Genomic DNA, 21,334 nt, shown 5'->3' with positions numbered 1-21,334 from the left:
CGAAAAACCTGGCAAGAAATCCGCAATCAAATTGATTCTTTTTTTTAATACTTTATTAACTTTTGTCCGGCAAACGGTTTCGCAAACGTTTGTTGTGTACAAGTTACATATTAGGACAATATTACTGAAATTTAACAATAAATTCCTTATTTGTGCCCAGACCAACAATTAAAGATATTGCTATACGCCTCAATATCAATCCCTCCACCGTTTCACGGGCTTTGAGAGGCCATCCTGACGTAAGTGCCCGCTTACGTGAATCGATCCGGGAAGTTGCTGATAAACTCGGGTACCGCCCAAATCATATGGCCATCAACCTGAGAAGGGGAAATAGCCATACAATTGGCCTTATAATTCCCGAGATCTCTCCCTTCTTTTTTCCGTCGGTGATCAGGGCGGTGGAAGAAGTGACCCACGAAAAGGGCTACAATCTCCTGATCCTACATTCCAATGACAGCATTGACAGGGAAATAGAAAATGCAGAGATCTGTGCCAATATGGGGGTGGATGGTGTTCTTGTGTCCCTTTCGCGTCAGAGCCATGATATAGAACATTTTCAGGAATTGGAAGCCACCGGTACACCCATTGTTTTTTTCGATAAGACGCTTCCAGGATCCATTGCCCATAAAGTAGTCATTCCAGGAGAGCAGGCATCCAGGATGGCCGTGGAAAAACTTTGGAAAGACCAACCCTCCAACACCCGGATCCTGGGAATTTTTGGCGACCCCCGTATGTCTATCACTGACGACCGCATAAAAGGCTTCCGGAATAAACTCTCAGAACATGGATATGCCCTCGGGGAATCAGATATAGTCTTTGCCACCAGTAAAGAGGAAGCAGGCAATTTGTTCCGTGAACAGTGGCAGGGTAATAACCGGCCCTCAACTCTTTTTGCCATGAGTGATGAGATCCTGGCAGGTATTATGCAAACCATATATGAATTTAAAATTCGTATACCGGAAGATCTGTATTTGATATCAATCAGCGATGGCGAGTTGCCTGGCTACCTTCCTTTCCGTATTCCTTATATACGAACCTCCGGATATGGGTTGGGAAGGGCTGCGGCCCTGCTGCTCCTCCAACTGATCATGAAAATGCCCCTTCTCCCTGATACCCATTTCCTTGATGTGGAGTTGGTTCAATGAACGCTGCATTACCAACTTTGCAGATAACAGGTTCGCAAAAGCCTCGAAATACAGGATCACATCTTCCCGCACGTTCCGCTTTAGCCACCGGAAACCGCCGGGAAGCCAATCTAATACCTCCCTGTCTTCGAGGTATTCGATATTATGGATATCGGTTGGTGTAAGACCTAATTGCTGTAAACGGGTCATTAATAGCCCTACTGGAGCGGAGGTAACCGGGCAATACTCCTCTGCCAGTTCGGTCCATTCACCAGTGCCATTATGGGCATGCCGGAGAATCTCTTCCTTACTGAGGTTCGTCACTACCTGCAGTAAATTGCCACAATTGCATCCACCATGATGCCCCCATGAATAATAAATACCGCTACGAAGCCGGTCCGCAGTTTGTCGCAATGCCCTTATCAACTCCTGGTTTGGAAATGCCATAATCCTGATTTTATATGAATTTCTGAAAGCCGGCCCTCGCCTGCTTCATTTGTTTAAGTATTGATTCTGCCATTCATAATCTTTTTAGAACGATTGTGAAAGCCCTGCACTTCATTGCACGGTTCACATATAACTTTAACGGTACTAAACAGCTGAAATATGAAATCGTCATTATCTGCCCTGCTTTTTTTTATGGCAATGGCATCTGCATTTGGTCAGGAAAATCCATTGTGGATGCGATACCCTGCTATTAGTCCGGATGGTAAAACAATTGCTTTTGGCTACAAAGGCGATATATACCGGGTTGATGCAAGTGGTGGTGTGGCCGTTCCACTCACCATTCATGAGGCACATGATATGATGCCGGTATGGAGCCGCGATGGAAAGACCATAGCTTTCTCTTCAGACCGGTATGGAAATTTTGATGTATTTACCATGCCTTCAACGGGGGGTACACCTACAAGGGTCACATGGCATAGCGCACCTGACTACCCCTATGACTTTACCCCTGATAATAAGGAAGTGGTTTTTGGAAGCGCACGGAATATTCCGGAAAAGAATATTCGTTTCTATAGTCCACGGCTTTTCATGAATCTCTATTCCGTTTCGGTTAAAGGTGGACGTAATAAGCTTATTTCATCCGCCGGAATGGAATTTGCCCGTTATAACAGTAAGGGAAACCAAATTGTATTCCAGGACAGGAAAGGTTATGAAGATGCCTGGCGCAAACATCACAACTCATCTGTAACCCGCGATATCTGGATCATGGAAACAGCAGGAAAAACCTTTCGTCAGATAAGTGGTTATGAAGGCGAAGACCGCGAACCTGTGTTTAGCAAGGATGACGAGTTTGTTTATTACCTGAGCGAAAAAAATGGTTCGCAGAATATTTATAAAACGCCTGTACGAAATAAAATGACAGAGCAGCAGGTTACCAAACTGCAAAGGCATCCTGTAAGACATCTCAGCATTGGAGGAGACAATACACTTTGCTTCACTTACGATGGTGAGATCTATACACTAAAAGAGGGTGGATTGCCCACCAAAGTTCCTATCCAGATATTCAATGATGGACGTGCAGGTGTGGAAAAAAATGTATCCATCAATGGTAATGTTACACAATTTGAACTATCACCCAATGGAAAAGAGATAGCCTTTGTTACACGCGGTGAGATCTTTGTAACGAGCGTGGAAGGAGTACAAACAAAAAGAATTACCAATACTCCCCAGCAGGAGAGAATGGTGCAGTGGAGCCCCGATGGAAGAAGCCTGATCTATGCTGCTGAACGAAATGATAACTGGGATATTTATAAGTCAACCATAAGCAGAAAAGAAGAACCCTATTTCTATGCATCAACAGTCATTACTGAGGAACCGTTGATTGCAACAGAGGAGGAAGAATACCAGCCCAAATTTTCGCCGGATGGAAAAGAGATCGCGTATGTGGCAGAGAGAAACATTTTGAAAGTGTATAATACGGTCAGCAGGAAAACCCGGACCTTGTTACCAGAGGGAAGGAACTATTCCTATTCGGATGGTGATTGGAACTTCAATTGGAGTCCGGATGGAAAGTGGATCATTTCCGATGATGGTGAAGGCAACTGGTTCACTGGTAATATGGCACTTATCAAGGCAGATGGCTCTAACGGTATCATGCACCCGCTGAAGAGCGGGTTTGGACAGGGCAATATGAAATGGTCACAGGATGGAAAGGTGCTCACATGGTTAAGTTCCAGAGAAGGGCGCAAATCGCTGGCCATGCAGGGAAGCCGTGAAGTAGATATTTATGCAGGCTTCCTTGACCAGGAGCTTTATGATAAATTCAAACTCAGCAAAGAAGAGTATGCACTCCTGAAAGAAAAAGAAGATAAAGAAAAAGAGGAAAAAGGTGAATCTGCAAACAATAACGAAAAGAAAGATAAAAATAAAAAGCAGGCTGATAAAGTTCTTTCCCCTGAAAAACCATCCTGGACGCCACTGGTTGATAACCTTGAGAACAGAGTGGAGAGACTCACCATAAATTCTTCCACTATTGCTGATTATGTAGTGAGTAATGATGGCAGTAAGATCTATTATCTTGCTTCTTTTGAAAAAGGTTATGACCTATGGGTAACTGAACCCCGCACCCGGGAAACTAAGATCCTGGCTAAACTTGGCGGAACACCGAGTGGCATCAGGGTTAGCAAGGATGGCAAATCATTATTTGTAACCAATAAAGGTTCCCTTGTAAAAGTTGATGATGCGGGTAAAGTAACGCCAATATCCATTAATGGCGAAATGGTACTCAATGCATACAAGGAGCGGGAATATATTTATGATCATACCTGGAGGCAGGTACAGAAAAAATTCTATGACCCTTCCATTCATGGTATCGACTGGAAAGGCTTAAAGACCGACTATGCAAAATTCCTTCCGCATGTAGCTAACAACTATGACTACCAGGAACTGTTGAGTGAATTATTAGGGGAATTGAACGCATCACATACTGGTGGCCGTTATTCACCACAGGTTCAGAATCCGGATGCCACTGCAGTTTTGGGTTTACTTTATGATGAAATTTCAACGGGCGATGGTCTGAAAGTTACAGAGGTTATTGAAGGCGGACCTCTTGATAAATCAACCAGTAAGCTAAGAGCAGGCATGGTGATTGAAAAGATGGATGGAGAAGCTATCAGCGATAAAAATGACTGGGCGGCCCTATTGAACCGCAAAGAAGGGAGAAACACACTGCTGCACATATATGATCCTTCAACAGGGAAGCGGTGGGAAGAAACGGTTAAGCCCATCAGTTTTAACGATGAAGCAACCCTCATGTATAAGCGCTGGGTGAAAAAGATGGATGAAATGGTCAACAAGTTAAGTGGTGGAAAAGTTGGTTATGTGCATGTACAGGGTATGAATGACGGAAGTTTCCGTAACACATTTGATGCTGTACTGGGAAAGAATTTTGACAAGGAGGCCTTGGTGGTTGATACACGTTTTAATGGTGGTGGCTGGCTTCATGACGACCTTTATACTTTTTTGAGCGGGAAAAAATACCTCGATTTCGCTCCACAGGGAAATCGCCTGAAAGATGGTGAACCGATGGGCCGATGGTCAAAACCAAGTTGCGTTGTGATGAGTGAAAGCAATTATAGTGATGCATTCATCTTCCCTTACGTTTATAAACAAAATGGAGTGGGTAAGTTGATAGGGATGCCTGTACCAGGAACAGGAACAGCCGTATGGTGGGAACAACAGATTGATCCAACCATAGTATTTGGCATTCCTATGGTTGCAACAATAGGCAAAGAAGGGCGCCCAACCGAAAACCTGCAATTAGAACCGGATATCCGGGTACCCTTATCATATGAAGATTTCCTGAATGGCCGCGATCCGCAGATCGAAACTGCAGTTAAGGAAATGTTGAAGACGGTGGAGGAGAACAAGGGGAAGAAAGGCTTCTAGGAGGTAAGAGGTAAGAGGTAAGAAGTAAGATTTGAAGACCGGGCAGATGTCCGGTCTTTTTTTTATGATATTGTTTATACTAGTTATCAGAAGCACTCGTTAGCTTAGCATGGAAACAATCGCAACATGAAGCAACTCTGCCTGGTCTTTTCACTAATGCTTATTACCACCCTTTGCAGCAATCTTTTTGCTCAGAATATTACGGGTGTGTGGAGGGGAAAGATCAATGGAAGCAATACAGAGATCAAGCTGATCAAAAGCGGTGATAACCTTGTGGGTGTTGCATATTATTATCACAACCGGAATGCTTTCAAAAGATACAGTATAAAAGGTCATTTTGATCCAGCTACTAATTCCGTGATATGGTGGGATGAAATGTTGCTGGAAGAAAAGGGTAAGAAAGGATTATTGCAGATCAGTGCCGACCCTGCCGCCCAACTGATGGTGGCTGATTTTAATTGTCCGGGTGGTGAAGAGATGTACCTTGATGGTGAAAGTTCCAACCGCGACAATAAATCCATTCGGAATGGTTCCGTTCAGTTGGAGAAAAGAAAAAAACCTTTATTCCCCGATGAATGGGATTTCATCATTGACAATTACCTGGTGGGAACAAATGATCCTGAATTAATTGACAGCATCAGCAATATGGGAATCGGGTCGAAGATACCGGAAGAACCTTCCCTTGATGCAGTCGCCATTAAACCCGGTACACAAAAAAATGATGGCACTGCACCTGTAGTCACAGCTCCGGCTTCATCAACACCTGCTGTTACAACACCGGCAGTAACTACAACAATAGTAAGCCCTCCCCCAACGGAAAAACCCGACACAGTTGAAACCCAGGTTGTGGCCGCACCTGCCAAACCAATACCATCGGTGAATGAAACGAAATTCACTACGCGTAAAAACGTACTGCAAACAGTTATTCCAATAACCGCCCAAACAATTGAACTGCGATTTTATGATAATGCCCAGGTAGATGGTGACTCCATTGCATTATTTCTTAATGGCAAATTATTGTTTCAACATATAAGGCTTACCGATCAGCCCTATACTATCAGATTGAATGCTGATGAACTTGGTGAAGACAATGAACTTGTTATGGTAGCAGAAAATTTGGGAAGCATTCCTCCGAACACTTCCCTGATGGTTGCAATTGTTGGTGACAAGCGATACGAGGCACGTCTCTTTGCCAATGAGCAAAGTAGTGCCATGGTAAGGATCATGCGACCAAAGCCAGGTGAACAATAATCAGCCCATTATTTCCTGATTTCGAATACCCTGTTAAATGGCGCATCCGTAGCTCTCCTGAAACGGGTGAATCCTGCTCCGCGGGCCACTTCTTCCAATGCAGAATCGGATGCCACAGTGCCCAGTACATAACCTCCTGAAGCCATTGCATTTGGAGAACAGCAGAGTACTGAGGCTCCGGAATAAACCCTGCCAACGGGGTTGAAATTTTCTTCAGCCTGTTTGCCTGCCATCGGTTCAATTACCATGATGGTACCATCATCATCAAGGCATTGATATGCATGTTTCAATGCGCCGATGGGGTCGCCCATGTCATGCAGGCAATCAAAATAACAGATCAGGTCAAAGGAATGATCAGGAAAATCCTGTGCGGAGGCGGTCTGGAACTTTACGTTGGGAATCTTCTCACCGGATGCATGGGCCTTAGCCTTTTCAATGGAAGGCCCATGATTGTCGTAGCCCGTGAAAACAGCATTGGGAAATGCCTTCGCCATGATCATGGTGGAAGCTCCATGGCCGCAACCAATGTCAGCAACCATAGCACCTTTCTGCAACTTTTCTACCACTCCATCCAATGCGGGGAGCCAGTCGTGCACCAGGTTTCCGGCATAACTTGGCCGGAAGAATCTTTCTGTTCCTTCAAAAAGATCATGGTGGTGTTCTCCCCAGAGCATACCTTCTCCGGTCTGGAAAATGGTGGTAATTCTCTCCTCTGCTTTCTGAAGGGAACTTACTACCTGGAACCCACCAGCCACATAGAATGGACTTTCAGAGTCTGTTAAAGCAATAGCATGCTCATCGGGGAGGGAATATTTGCCTGTTTCAGGATCATAATCAATGTAGCCACCAGCTGCCTGGTTTATCAGCCATTCCCGAACATAGCGTTCAGTGGTACCGGTCTTTTTTGCAAGGGTCTCAGAATTCATCGGGCCTTCAAAAGCCATGGCTTTGTAAAGGCCCAGTTTGTCGCCAATAAAACTCAGCGTAGTGCTGAATGCGGCGCCAAAATCGGATACAACTCTTTCTAAAAACTTCTCCATCCGGGCCTGGTTCAGCGCGGGAGAAGTTGACGTACTGGGGTTAACTTCGGCTGTTTCCATTTTAATGAATTTTTATAAAAAGAACTGCCTTAAAGTTACGCAATTTCAACCCCTTCTCTACACTACCACATTGATCATTTTGTTTTTTACATAGATTATCTTTTTCGCTGGTTTACCTTCCAGCCACTTAATGACGGTATTATCTGCCATCACAAGGCTCTCTACCTGTTGTTGGTCGGCGTCAAGCGCAATGGTAATTTCTGTCCTGGTTTTACCATTGATGGCAACCGGGTATGCCTTTGCTGATTCCTTTACAAACTCTTCTTTGAAGATGGGGAAGCTTGTATCCAGAACGCTTCCTTCATTCCCGATCTGATGCCATAGTTCTTCACTGATATGTGGTGCATAAGGAGTAAGCAGAATGAGTAATTGCTCCAGTACTGCTTTCTTACGACATTTCAGGTCATTGAGTTCATTAACACAGATCATGAAAGAACTCACAGCTGTATTGAAAGAAAATCTTTCTGTATCCTCTTCAATTTTCCGAATGGTCTTATGCAAAATCTTAAGCTCGGCAGCTGTTGGTTCGGTATCCGTAAGCATCGAGCCCTTTTCTTCGTCAAAAAAAAGTCTCCATAATTTTTTCAGGAAACGATGGACTCCTTCAATACCTTTTGTATCCCATGGTTTGCTGACTTCAACCGGCCCTAGGAACATTTCATACATACGGAAAGTATCTGCTCCAAATCTTTCAACGATATGATCCGGATTGACCGTATTGAATTTTGACTTGGACATCTTTTCCACTTCGCTACCGCAAATGTATCTACCATCTTCAAGTATGAATTCAGCAGCAGAACAATCGGGTCTCCAACTCCTGAATGCTTCTATATCAAGTTCATATCCATCAACAATATTGACATCAACATGGATCTTATCAACAGGTTTGCCCTGGTAAGTTTCTTCATTTCTGAGCAAGCCTTTCGAAATATATGTTTGAGATCCGTGGAGACGATATACAAAGCGGCTGCTGCCCTGTATCATTCCCTGGTTAACAAGTTTCCTGTATGGCTCATCAAATCCAAGATAACCCAGGTCATACAAGGCTTTGGTCCACATGCGGCTATAAAGGAGATGCCCCACGGCATGCTCTGTTCCTCCAATATATATATCAACCTGCCCCCAATAATCGCTGACTTTCCTATCGCAGAATGCAGCGTCATTATGAGGGTCCATATAACGCAGGAAATACCAGGAAGAGCCGGCATATCCGGGCATGGTATTGGTTTCTAGTTCCCTTTCTACCCATTCCGGAATATTGGCAAGCGGTCCTTCACCTTCCGGACCAGGCTTATAGCTATCAACATGGGGCAGTTCAAGGGGAAGTTCCGATTCGGGCAAAGCAATGGCCAGGCCATCCATCCACTTTATGGGGAATGGTTCACCCCAATAACGCTGGCGGCTGAATGCTGCATCGCGCATGCGGAAGTTAACTTTGCGTTTGCCGATTCCCATCAACTCTATCTTCTCATTTACGATCTGTATGGCTTCCCGCATCTGAACACCTGTAAGAAAATCACTGTTCACCAATACAGCATCCTTGGTTGGATTGGCTTCCTTTCCATCATAGAATTCTCCGATAATGTTAGTGATGGGTATATTGAAATGCTCGGCAAATTTATGGTCGCGCTCATCGCCGCAGGGCACTGCCATGATTGCGCCCGTGCCATAGCCGGCAAGTACATATTCTGATATCCAGATCGGGATCTCGCGGCCATTGAATGGATTGATAGCAAAGGAGCCAGTAAACACGCCGCTGATCTTTTTCTCAGCCATACGTTCACGCTCACTTCTACTTTTCACATAATCTAGATATGCATCAACATCGTTCGCCTGTTCCTTTGATTTCAGGGATTCCACGATCTCCAGTTCGGGTGCAACAACCATAAAATCAACGCCAAAAATGGTATCTGGACGGGTTGTATAAACCCTGAGTTTGGCGAATGGCGCATTACTTTCCGCTCCGGGAAGTTTTACTTCGAAATCAATTTCCGCACCATAGCTTTTACCGATCCAGTTGGTCTGCATTTCTTTCATAGCATCAGAGAAATCGATGCGTTCCAAACCTTCCAGCAGGCGATCAGCATATTCTGTGATACGGAGATACCATTGGCGAAGTTTTTTCTTTACCACCGGATGCCCTCCCCTTTCACTCAATCCATTGATCACTTCGTCATTGGCAAGTACAGTACCAAGCGCTTCGCACCAGTTAACCTCACCATACCCGCAATAAGCAAGGCGATAATGCATGAGAATTTCCTGCTGGTATTTCTCTGTAAATGCTTTCCATTCCGTTGCCGAAAAAACAATGGAAGGATCACCCGGACATATATGCGAAAAATTTCCTTCTTTCTCAAATATGGAAACAAGTTGTTCAATAGGCTCGGCGCGGGAAAGATGCCTGTTGTACCAGGATTTAAATAACTGAAGGAAGATCCACTGCGTCCAGCGGTAATATTCCGGTTCACAGGTTCTCACCTCGCGACTCCAATCGAAACAGAAACCTATATTATCAAGTTGCTTGCGGAAGGTTGCTATATTCTGTTCCGTACTCAGGGCGGGATGAACACCATGTTCAATTGCATATTGCTCTGCGGGAAGTCCGAATGCGTCATAACCCATAGGATGCAACACATTATACCCCTTAAGTCTCTTAAAGCGGCTGTAGATATCACTGGCAATATACCCGAGCGGGTGGCCTACATGTAACCCTGATCCACTTGGATAGGGAAACATGTCAAGCACATAACATTTCGGTTTATCCGAATTGTTGGATACCTGGTATGCATTGGATTCCTTCCATTGCTGCTGCCATTTTTTTTCGATCTGCCTGAAACTGTAGTCCATTGATTTGTTGCTCGTTGATTGGTATTCGGTAATTTCCGCAAATGTGAAAACCAGCCTAAAATTGAGGGGATGCTTTCAAACCCGCAATAATACTGCTGGTCACAATCGTTTAGTGGGGCACAAAAATACAAACTGAACCGGTAAAACCGCTATTTTTGTCCCCATTGATACGGTACTAACCCACTGAAAATTGAAAACATGACGCAAATCGGAAAATCATCCGCAAAACGTTCCCAACCATCTTACTTCATGTCCATCCTGGGCGTTTCGCTGGTGCTCTTCATTCTTGGTCTGCTTGGCTGGATCGTGATCAATGCCAACAAACTGGGACAATACTTCAAGGAAAATGTGGAGGTAAGGGTATACCTGCGCGAAAATATCAGCCCAAAAGACAGTATTGCGCTGGTACAATATATAGCGGACAAGCCTTACGTAAAGGAATACGAATACGTCACCAAAGACCTCGCCCGCGATAAGTTCATGGCTGATGGCAATGACGACTGGAAGAATATTCTTGATGCCAATCCACTGCCCGCCAGTATCGATTTCAAGCTTCGTAACCAATATGTGCATTCCGATTCTCTTTCAGCCATCGCTACTGACCTCGAGCAGAATATCGGGGTCAACGATGTGCAATACCCGAAATCACTGGTTGACAACCTTAACCAGAATGTTCAAAAGATCAGCCTTGTATTACTTATCATCGCGATTGTTTTGTGCATAGTAGTGATCGTACTTATTGATAATACCATCAGGCTTGCCATGTTCAGCAACAGGTTTCTCATCAAAACCATGCAGATGGTAGGTGCAACCCGTGGATTTATTGCAAAGCCAATGGATATGAGAGCGATCATTAATGGCCTTTTCGCAGGACTCATTGCTGTTGCTGGAATAATTGCCCTGATAGTTTTCGCCGAGAAACAGTTGCCAGAGCTTAAGGCCATGCGTGATATGACCTGGTTATTACTGCTTGGAGGAGGCATCATTATACTGGGTATCCTGATTTCTTTGCTAAGTACACATCGCAGCGTTATCAAGTATCTTAAGATGAAGCTGGATGACCTGTACTAAAGGTAAGAGGTAAGAGGTAAGAGGTAAGATTTGAGAGGTAAGATTTATATTACAATATTTAAAATAAGTTATGTCGAAGAAAGCCACCAAAACCATTCACACCCACACTTCTGAAAGCTTGTTTGGGAAAGAGAACTATATTTTCATGATCGCTGGAATTGCAGTAATTGCATTGGGAATGCTCCTGATGGCAGGTGGTAAAAGTTCAGATGCCGGTGTATTTGACCAGAAAGAGGTTTATAGCACCACAAGGATTACGATCGCACCAATCCTTATTTTGGCGGGCCTCGCCCTGGAAGTAGTAGCCATCTTCAGGAAGCCAAAAAAAGCCTGATTACCACATGAGTATTTTTGAAGCCGTCATCGTTGCCATCGTTGAAGGATTGACGGAGTTTCTGCCCGTGTCCTCTACCGGCCATATGATCATTGCCAGCACATTACTGGGCATACATAAAGAAGAATTTACCAAACTATTTGAAGTAGCCATACAATTGGGCGCAATACTGGCGGTTGTGGTGCTCTATTGGAAGAAGTTTGTTGATTTCAAAAGTTTCAGCTTTTACATCAAGCTTGTGATGGCAGTGATACCGGCATTGGTATTAGGCTTTCTTTTTTCGGACCAGATTGACGCCATGCTGGAGAGTCCGCTTACAGTGGCTATTTCACTGCTTGTGGGCGGAATTGTTCTCATCTTTATTGACAGGTATTTTCAACATCCGCTGATCAGGGAAGAAAAAGACATAAACATTGGCCGGGCTATGATCATAGGCACATGGCAATGTATAGCAATGATACCAGGTGTGAGCCGCAGTGCAGCATCTATCATTGGAGGTATGCAGCAAAAATTGTCAAGGAATCTTGCTGCAGAATTCTCTTTTTTCCTCGCTGTTCCAACCATGGCTGCCGCAACAGGATATTCACTTGTTCTTAAAAACTGGAAGACTGAAGGCGGCGGGGAACAGAAAGGTTATGAATTGCTATTAGCATCAACCGATAATCTGGTTGCATTCATTGTTGGAAATATCGTAGCCTTTGTTGTTGCATTACTGGCTATTAAATTCTTTATTGGCTTTCTTCAGAAACATGGATTCCGCTGGTTCGGTTACTACCGGATTGCAGCAGGGATAATTCTTCTTATATTGCTGTGGACGGGTATCATTTAACAAACCTCAAATATGGTTACTGCTCCCAAGAAAGTTATAAATGGTTGGGCAATGTATGATTGGGCGAACAGTGCCTATAACCTGGTTATCACATCCACCATTTTCCCTGCTTATTTTGTAGCCATCAGTAGTACCGGAAACGGAAATGGTGACCATAAAGTCAACTTCTTCGGGCGTGAATTTGTGAATACAGCCCTCATAGACTATGCACTTGCGGTGGTATTCCTGGTAGTGGCATTCAGTTCGCCTATACTTTCATCCATCGCAGATTATAAACGAAACAAAAAAAGTTACCTGCGGGCATTTTGTTTTCTTGGATCCGCAGCATGTGTATCACTATTTTTCTTTACTCCCACCCGCATCGAATACGGCATTATTATGTTTGCCATCGCAGCCCTCGGCTATTGGTCCAGTATCGTGTTCTACAATTCCTATTTACCAGATATAGCAGCGCCGGAAGACCAGGACAGGATCAGTGCCAAAGGATTTGCGCTGGGCTATATTGGAAGTGTATTACTGCAGATAATCTGTTTTGTGGTGATCTTAAAACCCGGTCTCTTCGGGCTGGATGAAACGGATAAAACCATCGGCGCAAGGATATCATTCCTCCTGGTAGGTCTATGGTGGTTTGGTTTTGCGCAGCTAACCCTTCGCGTAATGCCCGAAACCAGCAAGGAAGAAAGACAGGCTAAAAAGCATGTTCTGGTTAATGGTTTTCATGAGTTGCAACTGGTATGGAATCAATTAAAACATATGCCAGCCCTGCGACGATTCCTGTTTGCTTTTTTTCTATATAGTATGGGAGTGCAAACAGTAATGCTGGTAGCCGCCGGATTTGCCAAGAAGACCATATTCCCCAACCCGGATGACGAACCCAAATTACTGATCACCATTATTCTTATTCAATTGGTAGCCATGGTGGGAGCCATCATTATGAGCAGGCTTTCGAAATATATCGGCAACCTGAATGTACTTATACTTTCAGTAATACTCTGGATCGGAATCTGTGTGGGCGGATATTTTGTTCAGACTCATATGCAGTTTTATTTCCTGGCCAGCGGAGTGGGATTGGTAATGGGAGGAATACAGAGTATGAGCAGAAGTACCTATTCAAAATTGATCCCGGAAACAAAAGATACAACTTCCTTTTTCAGCTTTTACGATGTAACCGAAAAGATCGCAATCGTTATCGGGATCTTCACATTCGGCTATATGGAGGAACTAACCGGGAGTATGCGTAATTCAATTGTAGCGCTGGGTGTATTTTTTGTTTTAGGACTCTTTGCATTACTCTATACCAAAAAAGTTTATGAAAAGCATTATGCGTCTATACACCATTGATACGGGAAATTTCAAACTTGATGGAGGAGCCATGTTCGGGGTTGTTCCAAAATCTATCTGGAACAAACTCAACGCAGCAGACGAGAACAATCTTTGCATCTGGAGTATGCGATGCCTGCTGATAGAAGATGGCAAGAGATTGATTTTGGTTGATAATGGGATTGGTGATAAACAGGATGCCAGATTTCTTGGACATTACCATCTGCATGGTGATGCAACCCTCAACAAATCATTGGCAAAGCACGGATTTAACCGGGAAGATATTACTGATGTTATACTGACACATCTGCATTTTGATCATTGCGGCGGAAGTATACTTCGCGTGGGCGATAAATTATTACCCGCATTTCCAAATGCAGTTTACTGGAGTAATGAAGAACACTGGAACTGGGCTGTGGAGCCCAATGATCGCGAGAAAGCATCTTTTCTGAAGGAGAATATACTACCCATTAAAGAAAGCGGGCAACTACAATTCATTGAACTGCCTTATGCAAAAGGAAGTTCACAGAACAACTGGATGTCATCGCCACCGGAGAACATTTTGAAAACTTCTTTTAATGAAAATATTGATTTACGGTTTGTAAGCGGACATACCAATTCCATGATGCTGCCTCAAATCCGCTACAAGGAAAAGACCATTGTTTTTATGGCTGATCTCCTGCCCGCTGCCGCGCATATTCCGCTGCCATATGTGATGGCATATGACATGTTCCCTCTTACCACTCTTGCAGAAAAGAAATTATTTCTTGAAGAAGCCTTAAGGAATGATTATATCCTTTTCTTTGAACATGATCCGCAAATAGAATGTTGTACATTACAACTTACAGAGAAGGGTATACGCAGTAGAGATGTATTGGCACTCTCTGATCTGTGAATTAGCGAGGGAAAGAAAAAAGGATTCTCTGCCGCAGTTAATTTTTTGTGGCGATTAATTCAGCGATATTAAACTGCTGAGCGGGTAACGAAGGTTTTTATAATTCATCATATCCACTTTTACACTACCTACACTGATTGGACTTTCAATACGTAATGGAATCTTGTTTCCATCATCACTAACCCATACAACCATCTTCTCCCCCCCTTCAAAAATAGTTCCCTTAACCAGTAGGGGTTTGAATTTGATGGCGCGGAACTTTCCGTATTTTGTCTTAATGGTTTCCTTGCCCAGGTAACGGATATAAAGATTAAATGTCTCATTATCGAGGAACATATTGAAGTAGATCTTATCGCCGGGTTTGTATTTGTTGAAATCGATATTCCTTGCATAATAGATTGCACTCACAACGTCCTGCACACAATTTGGAACATTGAATGTGCCTTCATTGGAGATAGCCTTGTTTTTAGCATGGTCGAAATTCACCGTCTGGAATTTCTTATATCCACCTTCATCCACCTTACGGATAAAACGGTATGGCTGAAGGGAAGCCGTATCAATAAAAGATTCGTAGCGATCACGCACTTTGAAAAAGCTATCGTAGAAGCTATAGGTTTTCCCATCACCAATAAGATGATACACGGGCTTGCCATTGAGGTTAGTAAGGTTCACATTGAAACTTGCTTCACCCGCCCCGATGTATACTCCTGCAAGTGTATAGAAGACCTTATAAGTAGTAGACTCACCACCCTGGAAGGCAACATTACGAATACCACAGAATTCATTTACAGCATTCAGCTTAAGCGAAAAGAAAATGGCCAGTAAGGTAGCAGTTATGGTACTAAACTTCATTTCAAATTTCATTTTTCGGGATCTCCCCAACGGGGGTATCCTTTTTATTCATAGGATTAAAGATCTTGATCCGGATGATCAGTAAGCTGCCAATCAGTGCAGGTGTAACCAGGTTTATCAGCCATAGCGCGATAGAAGCAGTTACAATACCCAATGTATTTGTGCTGATCCATCCAAACAATTCAAGTGCCAGTTGTCCTCTCAATCCCAGTTCTGCCAGAGCAATAGTGGGAATAACTGCAAGCATCAGGAACTGCACGCTGATCATCCAGCTTGAAACCCAGATCAATGATGTTACTTCAAAGCTTTGGAGCAGTAATATATACTGAATCACAAATACTGTATAACGTATCATTGACCATCCGAGCACTCTTAACAAAATTCTAACCGGCAGGTGGTCAATCACCAGCAATGCTTTACCCCATTTATCAACACCCGGCAGGCGTTCAAAGAGCCTGACAAGCCAGCTGATGCGAAGGTATACTAACAATAACAAAATGGTTGTTGTTGATAATACAAGGCAAAGAACTCTTATCCATAATGCATTTGATGACCAATAAGCGGGAGGATGAATTTCCAGGGCCCCAAAGTATAATAACCAGAGCCCGGCTGTACCTGCCATCATAGTTACCAGTAACTGGCTGAAGCTGCCAATCAGCGTTAGTGAAACGGCCTGCAACCTTTTGTTGTCAGGAAGATAAAGAACACGGCCACCATATTCCCCGATCCTGTTAGGTGTATTCACGGCAAATGCAACACCAGCAAGTGTTGCCTTCAGGGCCCGCCATAAGGAAAGATGATGCAGTGGACGAAGCAGTTCGCGCCATTTCACTGCTTCAATACCCCAGTTTACGATCATTAAAAGAATTACGGCGATTATTCGTATTTGTCCACCGGCATTTAATGATGCCTTAATATTGATCCAGGCCTGTGGCAGATCAGGTTGTGAGATCACCTGGTTATAAATTGCCCAGGTGAGCCATAGGAATATTATTGGTCCCAGCCAGTAGTTGAGAAAGATTTTGATATTTTTGGTACTGATCATCCCCGATAAAAATAATCTCTTGTCAGTTAAGCCCTCTAAAATAATTCTTGGAATAGATCCTGGTACCATTGTGATGGGCTACGGTATTCTGGCCATCAATGGTCAGCAACTGGAGCTGGTTCATATGAATGTGCTGAAACTGAATGCAAAAAAGGACCAGCATGTAAGGCTGGAACTGATACATAGAAAAGTAGTGGAGTTGATAGCTGAATATAAACCAACTACTTTCGCTATTGAAGCACCATTTTTTGGTAAGAATGTTCAAAGTATGCTTAAGTTGGGGCGGGCACAGGGCGTGGCAATAGCGGCGGCCATACAGGCGGGACTGGAAGTATGCGAATACTCACCTAAAAAAGTAAAGCAATCCATCACCGGTAACGGAAATGCCGATAAGCACCAGGTATGGCAGATGTTACAGCGCATACTCACCATAACGGAAGTACCGGAATATATTGACGCATCTGATGCCCTTGCAGTTGCCATTTGTCATCATTACCAGACCAGTTCAGTAATACCAGCCCTTCAGTCAAAGGCAAAGGGCTGGGACGACTTTATAAGGCAGAATATTCATCGCCTCCGGCAGCCATAAATTTCTACCCTGCTAAACAATAGTATCGGCCAAGCCTTCATTCCCCGGCAGGTCAAATACTTTCATGGAGATGGTACTCCCCTTCCAGTGTTCATTATGTACAGTGGTGCAATATTCCCAGAAGACGCCCCTTTCAGAAAAGGCCTTTCCTTTTTCAACCAGATTACCATGGGGGTCAAAAATTGATATGGTAAGTTTAGCAACTGCAAAGTCATCCTGGGGAGTAATAAATATCTTGTCTCCGGGTTGGCCTTTGTAATTTTTGGTTTCGAAGCTCAGGATCCCCGGGGATTTGAGGAAATCCTTTATTGCAAGGTTATAAATGTTTTGCCATTTCTCCATTTTATTAGCATACCGAGCCCGAAGAGCAGGGGTACGCTTCACTTTTACGGCATATTTTACTGCCTTTTTGAATTTCAGACGGTTTTCCAGCTGTGCTTTTGACGGCTTTTTACCGGAGGGAGGAGGGGCTTTATAGATATGATTAGTTTTTCCCCGGCGGCGAAGGATATAACCTCCATCCACCTTTCCATAAAAGCCCTCCAAAATCGCATTGTTTGCATTTTTTGCCATAGAATATTGCTTTAAACATTAATAAAATAGCGGCTTTCAGCGTATGTTTCGAATATGCTTCGATTATACTGCGGCCAACGTATCGCCAACATCCGTCGGAATTACTCCTGGTTTGAAAATACAAGGCGCTGAAAACAACATGCTATATTATATATATATTTTATTCCATCCAATAAAATGTGGTGAACAGCAAAAAAAGCGATGTGAACAGCTAAAAAAGCGATGTGAACAGCAAAAAAGGGATATTATAAATTCCTGTAATAAGCCAGGATCTTTTCCTGTGCCGTCTTAAGTTCGTCTTCTGTTACAGTGATTTTGCCACGGGTGAAGTTGAGGTCGTCGGCATTATTGATGGGGACAAGATGGAGATGCGCATGTGGAACCTCAATGCCGATAATAGCAGAGCCTACGCGATTACAGGGAAAGGCCTGTTCTATGGCTTTGGCGATAGGTTTTGCGAATACAAGGATTTCACTAAGATAGGCATCCGGAACTTCGTAGAATTTATCCACTTCCATTTTAGGTACTACCAGAACATGCCCATGGGTTATGGGGAATACATCCAGAAAGGCGTAAAACTTGTCATTTTCGGCGATCTTATAGGAAGGGATCTCGCGGTTGATAATCTTTGAGAATATTGTCATCTTGCTGTGATTGCTTTCAAATCAGCACCTAATGACATCGTTATTTTAATTTCCTGGGTTTGCCAGGTATCGAAGAATGGTTGCCAGCGGCCCATGCTGTAGAACATATCAAACACTTCCCTTTCCAGGTTAGCTGTCCACAACTCGTCTTTCTCTTCCCACTCCACATTGGTTACCTTACCCGATGCATTGATGGTTAGTACAAAGTTATGGTGCCAGTTGGGAATGGCGTTCGATTTATAATAAGCTGCACTAAAATAATCTGCGAGTCGCTCTACCCCGAACATATAAACGGGTTCAATTTTAACTGCGTACCAGCGTTTCAATTCACGTATATCTGCCGCGGTAAAGCCAGCGGGAATATGATCCAGTTCAATATTGAAGTCATCCCCTTTATGGGCAAAGACGCCGTTAATTTGCTGGTTTTTATAATAATAAATGAATGGTTCCCGGTCATTCTTCCTTTCCAGCCGAACCAGTATTGTATCGCCATTATTAAAGAATACTCTTGGCCCACTCACCATATCATTATTAAAACTGCATTGCATCACAGCGTTGCCTTTCTTGTCGAAGAACAGCCATTCTCCCTGCTTGCGCCCCTGTTTATCGATCGCATTGAGGTGGAGCCCATTCCATTTAATAGTACGCTGTGCCTGGATGCTTACAGGTATTATCAACAGAATAAATAATATAACGCGTAACATGGGTGCAAAGCTATCCACCCAATGTTATCTCAAAATGAAGCCAATGTTACCGGATTATTAATAAATTGTTATCGGGAAATGGGGCAAAAAAAAGACGACCAGTTGGTGGTCGTCTTTAAGAAGAATTTTATGGCGTTTGGTTGGATCTATGCGGAAATGGCTTCCACTTTAAACTTGATGATACCGGCGGGTGCCTTCACTTCAGCTATTTCACCGATAGTTTTACCAAGTAATCCCTGGCCGATAGGTGAGGTGACAGATATTTTACCAGATTTAAGATCGGCTTCTTTCTCTGAAACGATCTGGTAGGTAACGGTTTTCTTAGTAGCCATATTTGATACAGTTACCTTGGTAAGGATCGATACTTTGCTGGTATCGATATCCGTGGCATCCAGGATACGGGCAAGGGCAAGATCGCTTTCCATTTTCTTGATCTTTGCTTCCAGCAAGCCCTGGGCTTCTTTTGCTGCATCATATTCTGCATTCTCTTTGAGGTCACCTTTTTCCCGTGCCTCGGCAATGGCTCTTGAGGCAGCGGGGCGCTCCACTCCTTTTAAGTGCTGGAGTTCTACCTTCATCTGCTCGAGGGTCTCTTTTGATACATAGATTACATCTGTCATAGTTAACCTCCTTTGGTTAAAGTAAAAAAAAGTACAACGCCTTCAGCTGATGCGAAAGCGTTGCACTTAATTGAATCAAAGATAGACAACTATGTTCTAACCACCAAGCAAGAGGGTTAAAAAAAGGGCCGTCTCCGGAGAGACGGCCCTTAAAATTATCTGGATAATCAACAGTTTGTAATAAATATTATTTATCCCACCAGATAAATGTGTAGTTATCATCCACACCTTGAGTAGCCACGGCAGCCTCATAGCTTTCGCGGTTAAGAGCACCTTCTTTGGTTGGATAACCCTGGCGTACAGGAATACCGCGTGTATCAACTGCGTCTTCAGCGGGCTCAAGAACAGGATAACCAGTTCTTCTCCAATCGTTCCAGGCTTCATAACCATTAAGGTAGTTATGAACCCATTTTTCAGTCATAATCTGCTCATATCCTGAAGCAGGAACATACGCTACCTCCGCCAAATAAGCAGTGAAATCAGCAAGGTTAAACACCCCATTCATTTCCCATGAGGCTTTAATTGCATCAGCATAGAACAAGGCAGCAGCAGCATCGCCACCCTCAATATAACCGATTTTAGCAGCTTCCGCTTGCATAAAAAGTACCTGGGGATAATTGAAAATCCTTGCTGGACTTGTTTTACCCCTGAATGCATCACCTACACGGCTGTAAGCACCCGGAATATTTTTAGCAGCACTGGATCCGTATAACAATCCTTTGTAAGGAGTTGCTCCTGCCAGTTCTTCAGCATATACTTCAATTCTCTTATCGCCTTTATCCAGCATGTAATTGGCTAAAACATCACTGATAGCGAAATCATTTCGATTGGAAATAGTATAGTTCTGATACCAGGGATTGAAATAAGCAGGATCATCGATATAGTTCCACTCTATATTTTCGTCATTGGAGCTGATCACACCCCCATCAGCAGTAATTGCCGCATTGTATTCTGCCTTTCCCTTCGCTGCATCAACTTTAGATAAACGAAGAGCCATCGACATTCTCAAAGTATTGGCAAATCTTTTCCATGCTTCCATATCACCACCAAGAAGCAGGTCGCCAGCAACGGGGTTTCCCCCATCAATTGATGAAACTGCTTCTGAAAGTTTTACAAAAACATCTGCATAAATACTTTCCTGGCTATCATAAACAGGCTTAAGATCATTAGATCCTTTAAGAGCATTCTTATAAGGAATTGCCCCCCAACGGTCAGTCATTTGAATATAAAGAAAAGACTGAAGTATTGTAGCTACTGCTTTCTGGTTAGCGTAGCTACCATTTCCCTCGGCTGCTGCTGGTGCTTGTGTTTCCACAAGGTTCAGGATCTGCTGTAAGTCATAAAGTGGTCCGGTATAAATGCCTGCCCAATCAAAGTTTTTACCAGTGTATAGGGAAGCTCCGGGATAGGGTCCTTCTGCAAGATATTGAACATAAAAATTCCCTGCATTGATAGAAAAGCTGCCGTCTTCAACACCTTGAAGAGCACTTGAAAGAAGGAATCGGGTTTGAAGGGCTAACGGACTGGGGTTAGCCGGGTTTACGTTGAAGCTTTCATCGTACTTTGAACAGGAAACTGCTCCGGTTACGAGGAAGGCACATAATAACGATTTATATAATGTATTCTTCATTTCTAATTTGGT

18 protein-coding genes and 1 pseudogene are annotated in these 21,334 nt (G+C 43.6%); 9 read left to right on the top strand and 10 right to left on the bottom strand.

What is annotated here, in order from left to right:
* Positions 1-152 precede the first annotated feature (152 nt).
* Positions 153-1,058: pseudogene (locus tag HY58_RS02485) on the top strand (LacI family DNA-binding transcriptional regulator); the annotation flags it as partial.
* Here the strand turns inward: HY58_RS02485 and HY58_RS19835 are convergent.
* Positions 978-1,571: a hypothetical protein gene (locus tag HY58_RS19835; protein WP_253271485.1), complete on the bottom strand. Its 594-nt coding sequence runs from the start codon at positions 1,569-1,571 to the stop codon at positions 978-980. The pseudogene HY58_RS02485 and the gene HY58_RS19835 sit on opposite strands and share 81 nt — an antisense overlap.
* 159 nt (positions 1,572-1,730) lie before the next feature.
* Here HY58_RS19835 and HY58_RS02480 point away from each other — a divergent pair, with 159 nt between their 5' ends.
* Entirely contained in the window at positions 1,731-5,018 is a 3,288-nt protein-coding gene (locus tag HY58_RS02480) for a S41 family peptidase (protein ID WP_039127111.1), read from the top strand.
* Positions 5,019-5,144: 126 nt separating this feature from the next.
* Entirely contained in the window at positions 5,145-6,269 is a 1,125-nt protein-coding gene (locus HY58_RS02475; RefSeq protein ID WP_156123543.1) for a hypothetical protein, read from the top strand.
* 8 nt (positions 6,270-6,277) lie between these two features.
* Here the strand turns inward: HY58_RS02475 and HY58_RS02470 are convergent, their stop codons facing one another.
* Both HY58_RS02470 and leuS read right to left on the bottom strand, forming a co-directional pair.
* Positions 6,278-7,369: a class I SAM-dependent methyltransferase gene (locus HY58_RS02470; protein WP_052323783.1), complete on the bottom strand. Its 1,092-nt coding sequence runs from the start codon at positions 7,367-7,369 to the stop codon at positions 6,278-6,280.
* Between the two features lie 57 nt (positions 7,370-7,426).
* Complete coding sequence (gene leuS, locus HY58_RS02465; protein WP_039127104.1) at positions 7,427-10,216, bottom strand: leucine--tRNA ligase; 2,790 nt, start codon at positions 10,214-10,216, stop codon at positions 7,427-7,429.
* Between the two features lie 198 nt (positions 10,217-10,414).
* On the opposite strand from leuS, the gene HY58_RS02460 reads away from it, so the two are divergent.
* The 5 genes from HY58_RS02460 (at position 10,415) to HY58_RS02440 (ending at position 14,665) form a co-directional block, all read left to right on the top strand.
* Entirely contained in the window at positions 10,415-11,287 is an 873-nt protein-coding gene (locus HY58_RS02460) for an ABC transporter permease (RefSeq protein ID WP_039127102.1), read from the top strand.
* A 70-nt stretch (positions 11,288-11,357) separates the two neighbouring features.
* Positions 11,358-11,621: a DUF3098 domain-containing protein gene (locus tag HY58_RS02455; RefSeq protein WP_052323782.1), complete on the top strand. Its 264-nt coding sequence runs from the start codon at positions 11,358-11,360 to the stop codon at positions 11,619-11,621.
* Positions 11,622-11,628: 7 nt separating this feature from the next.
* A complete protein-coding gene (locus tag HY58_RS02450; protein ID WP_039127098.1) occupies positions 11,629-12,450 on the top strand; it encodes an undecaprenyl-diphosphate phosphatase in 822 nt (273 codons plus the stop codon).
* Positions 12,451-12,462: 12 nt separating this feature from the next.
* Positions 12,463-13,791: an MFS transporter gene (locus tag HY58_RS02445; RefSeq protein WP_039127095.1), complete on the top strand. Its 1,329-nt coding sequence runs from the start codon at positions 12,463-12,465 to the stop codon at positions 13,789-13,791.
* Positions 13,772-14,665 carry an MBL fold metallo-hydrolase gene (locus HY58_RS02440; protein ID WP_039127923.1) on the top strand — a complete coding sequence of 298 codons (894 nt, stop codon included), beginning with the start codon at positions 13,772-13,774 and terminating at the stop codon, positions 14,663-14,665. Before HY58_RS02445 ends, HY58_RS02440 begins: the two co-directional genes overlap by 20 nt.
* A 54-nt stretch (positions 14,666-14,719) precedes the next feature.
* On the opposite strand, the gene HY58_RS02435 is transcribed toward HY58_RS02440, so the two are convergent.
* A complete protein-coding gene (locus tag HY58_RS02435; protein ID WP_039127093.1) occupies positions 14,720-15,517 on the bottom strand; it encodes a DUF3108 domain-containing protein in 798 nt (265 codons plus the stop codon).
* Between the two features lies 1 nt (position 15,518).
* Positions 15,519-16,562: a lysylphosphatidylglycerol synthase domain-containing protein gene (locus tag HY58_RS02430; protein WP_039127091.1), complete on the bottom strand. Its 1,044-nt coding sequence runs from the start codon at positions 16,560-16,562 to the stop codon at positions 15,519-15,521.
* Between the two features lie 19 nt (positions 16,563-16,581).
* Here HY58_RS02430 and ruvC point away from each other — a divergent pair, with 19 nt between their 5' ends.
* Positions 16,582-17,151 (top strand): crossover junction endodeoxyribonuclease RuvC, encoded by a 570-nt coding sequence (ruvC, locus tag HY58_RS02425; protein WP_039127921.1) that lies wholly within the window; start codon positions 16,582-16,584, stop codon positions 17,149-17,151.
* Positions 17,152-17,163: 12 nt separating this feature from the next.
* Here ruvC and HY58_RS02420 read toward each other — a convergent pair whose 3' ends face one another.
* The 5 genes from HY58_RS02420 to HY58_RS02400 form a co-directional block, all read right to left on the bottom strand.
* Complete coding sequence (locus HY58_RS02420; protein ID WP_039127089.1) at positions 17,164-17,724, bottom strand: hypothetical protein; 561 nt, start codon at positions 17,722-17,724, stop codon at positions 17,164-17,166.
* A gap of 245 nt (positions 17,725-17,969) precedes the next feature.
* Entirely contained in the window at positions 17,970-18,368 is a 399-nt protein-coding gene (locus HY58_RS02415; protein ID WP_039127087.1) for an HIT family protein, read from the bottom strand.
* Positions 18,365-19,072, bottom strand: coding sequence for a hypothetical protein (locus HY58_RS02410; protein ID WP_039127084.1), 708 nt, complete (start codon positions 19,070-19,072; stop codon positions 18,365-18,367). Before HY58_RS02410 ends, HY58_RS02415 begins: the two co-directional genes overlap by 4 nt.
* Before the next feature lie 146 nt (positions 19,073-19,218).
* A complete protein-coding gene (gene greA, locus HY58_RS02405; RefSeq protein WP_039127080.1) occupies positions 19,219-19,692 on the bottom strand; it encodes a transcription elongation factor GreA in 474 nt (157 codons plus the stop codon).
* Positions 19,693-19,879: 187 nt separating this feature from the next.
* The gene (locus HY58_RS02400; RefSeq protein ID WP_039127076.1) at positions 19,880-21,322 is read right to left on the bottom strand and encodes a SusD/RagB family nutrient-binding outer membrane lipoprotein; all 1,443 of its coding nucleotides are present in this window, start codon (positions 21,320-21,322) and stop codon (positions 19,880-19,882) included.
* Positions 21,323-21,334: the final 12 nt, after the last annotated feature.

Origin of the sequence: Flavihumibacter sp. ZG627 (genome assembly GCF_000814325.1) — a bacterium.
Classification (GTDB): domain Bacteria; phylum Bacteroidota; class Bacteroidia; order Chitinophagales; family Chitinophagaceae; genus Flavihumibacter.
The sequence above is the reverse complement of the archived record's forward strand: the minus strand, read 5'-3'. Positions and strand labels throughout refer to the sequence as shown.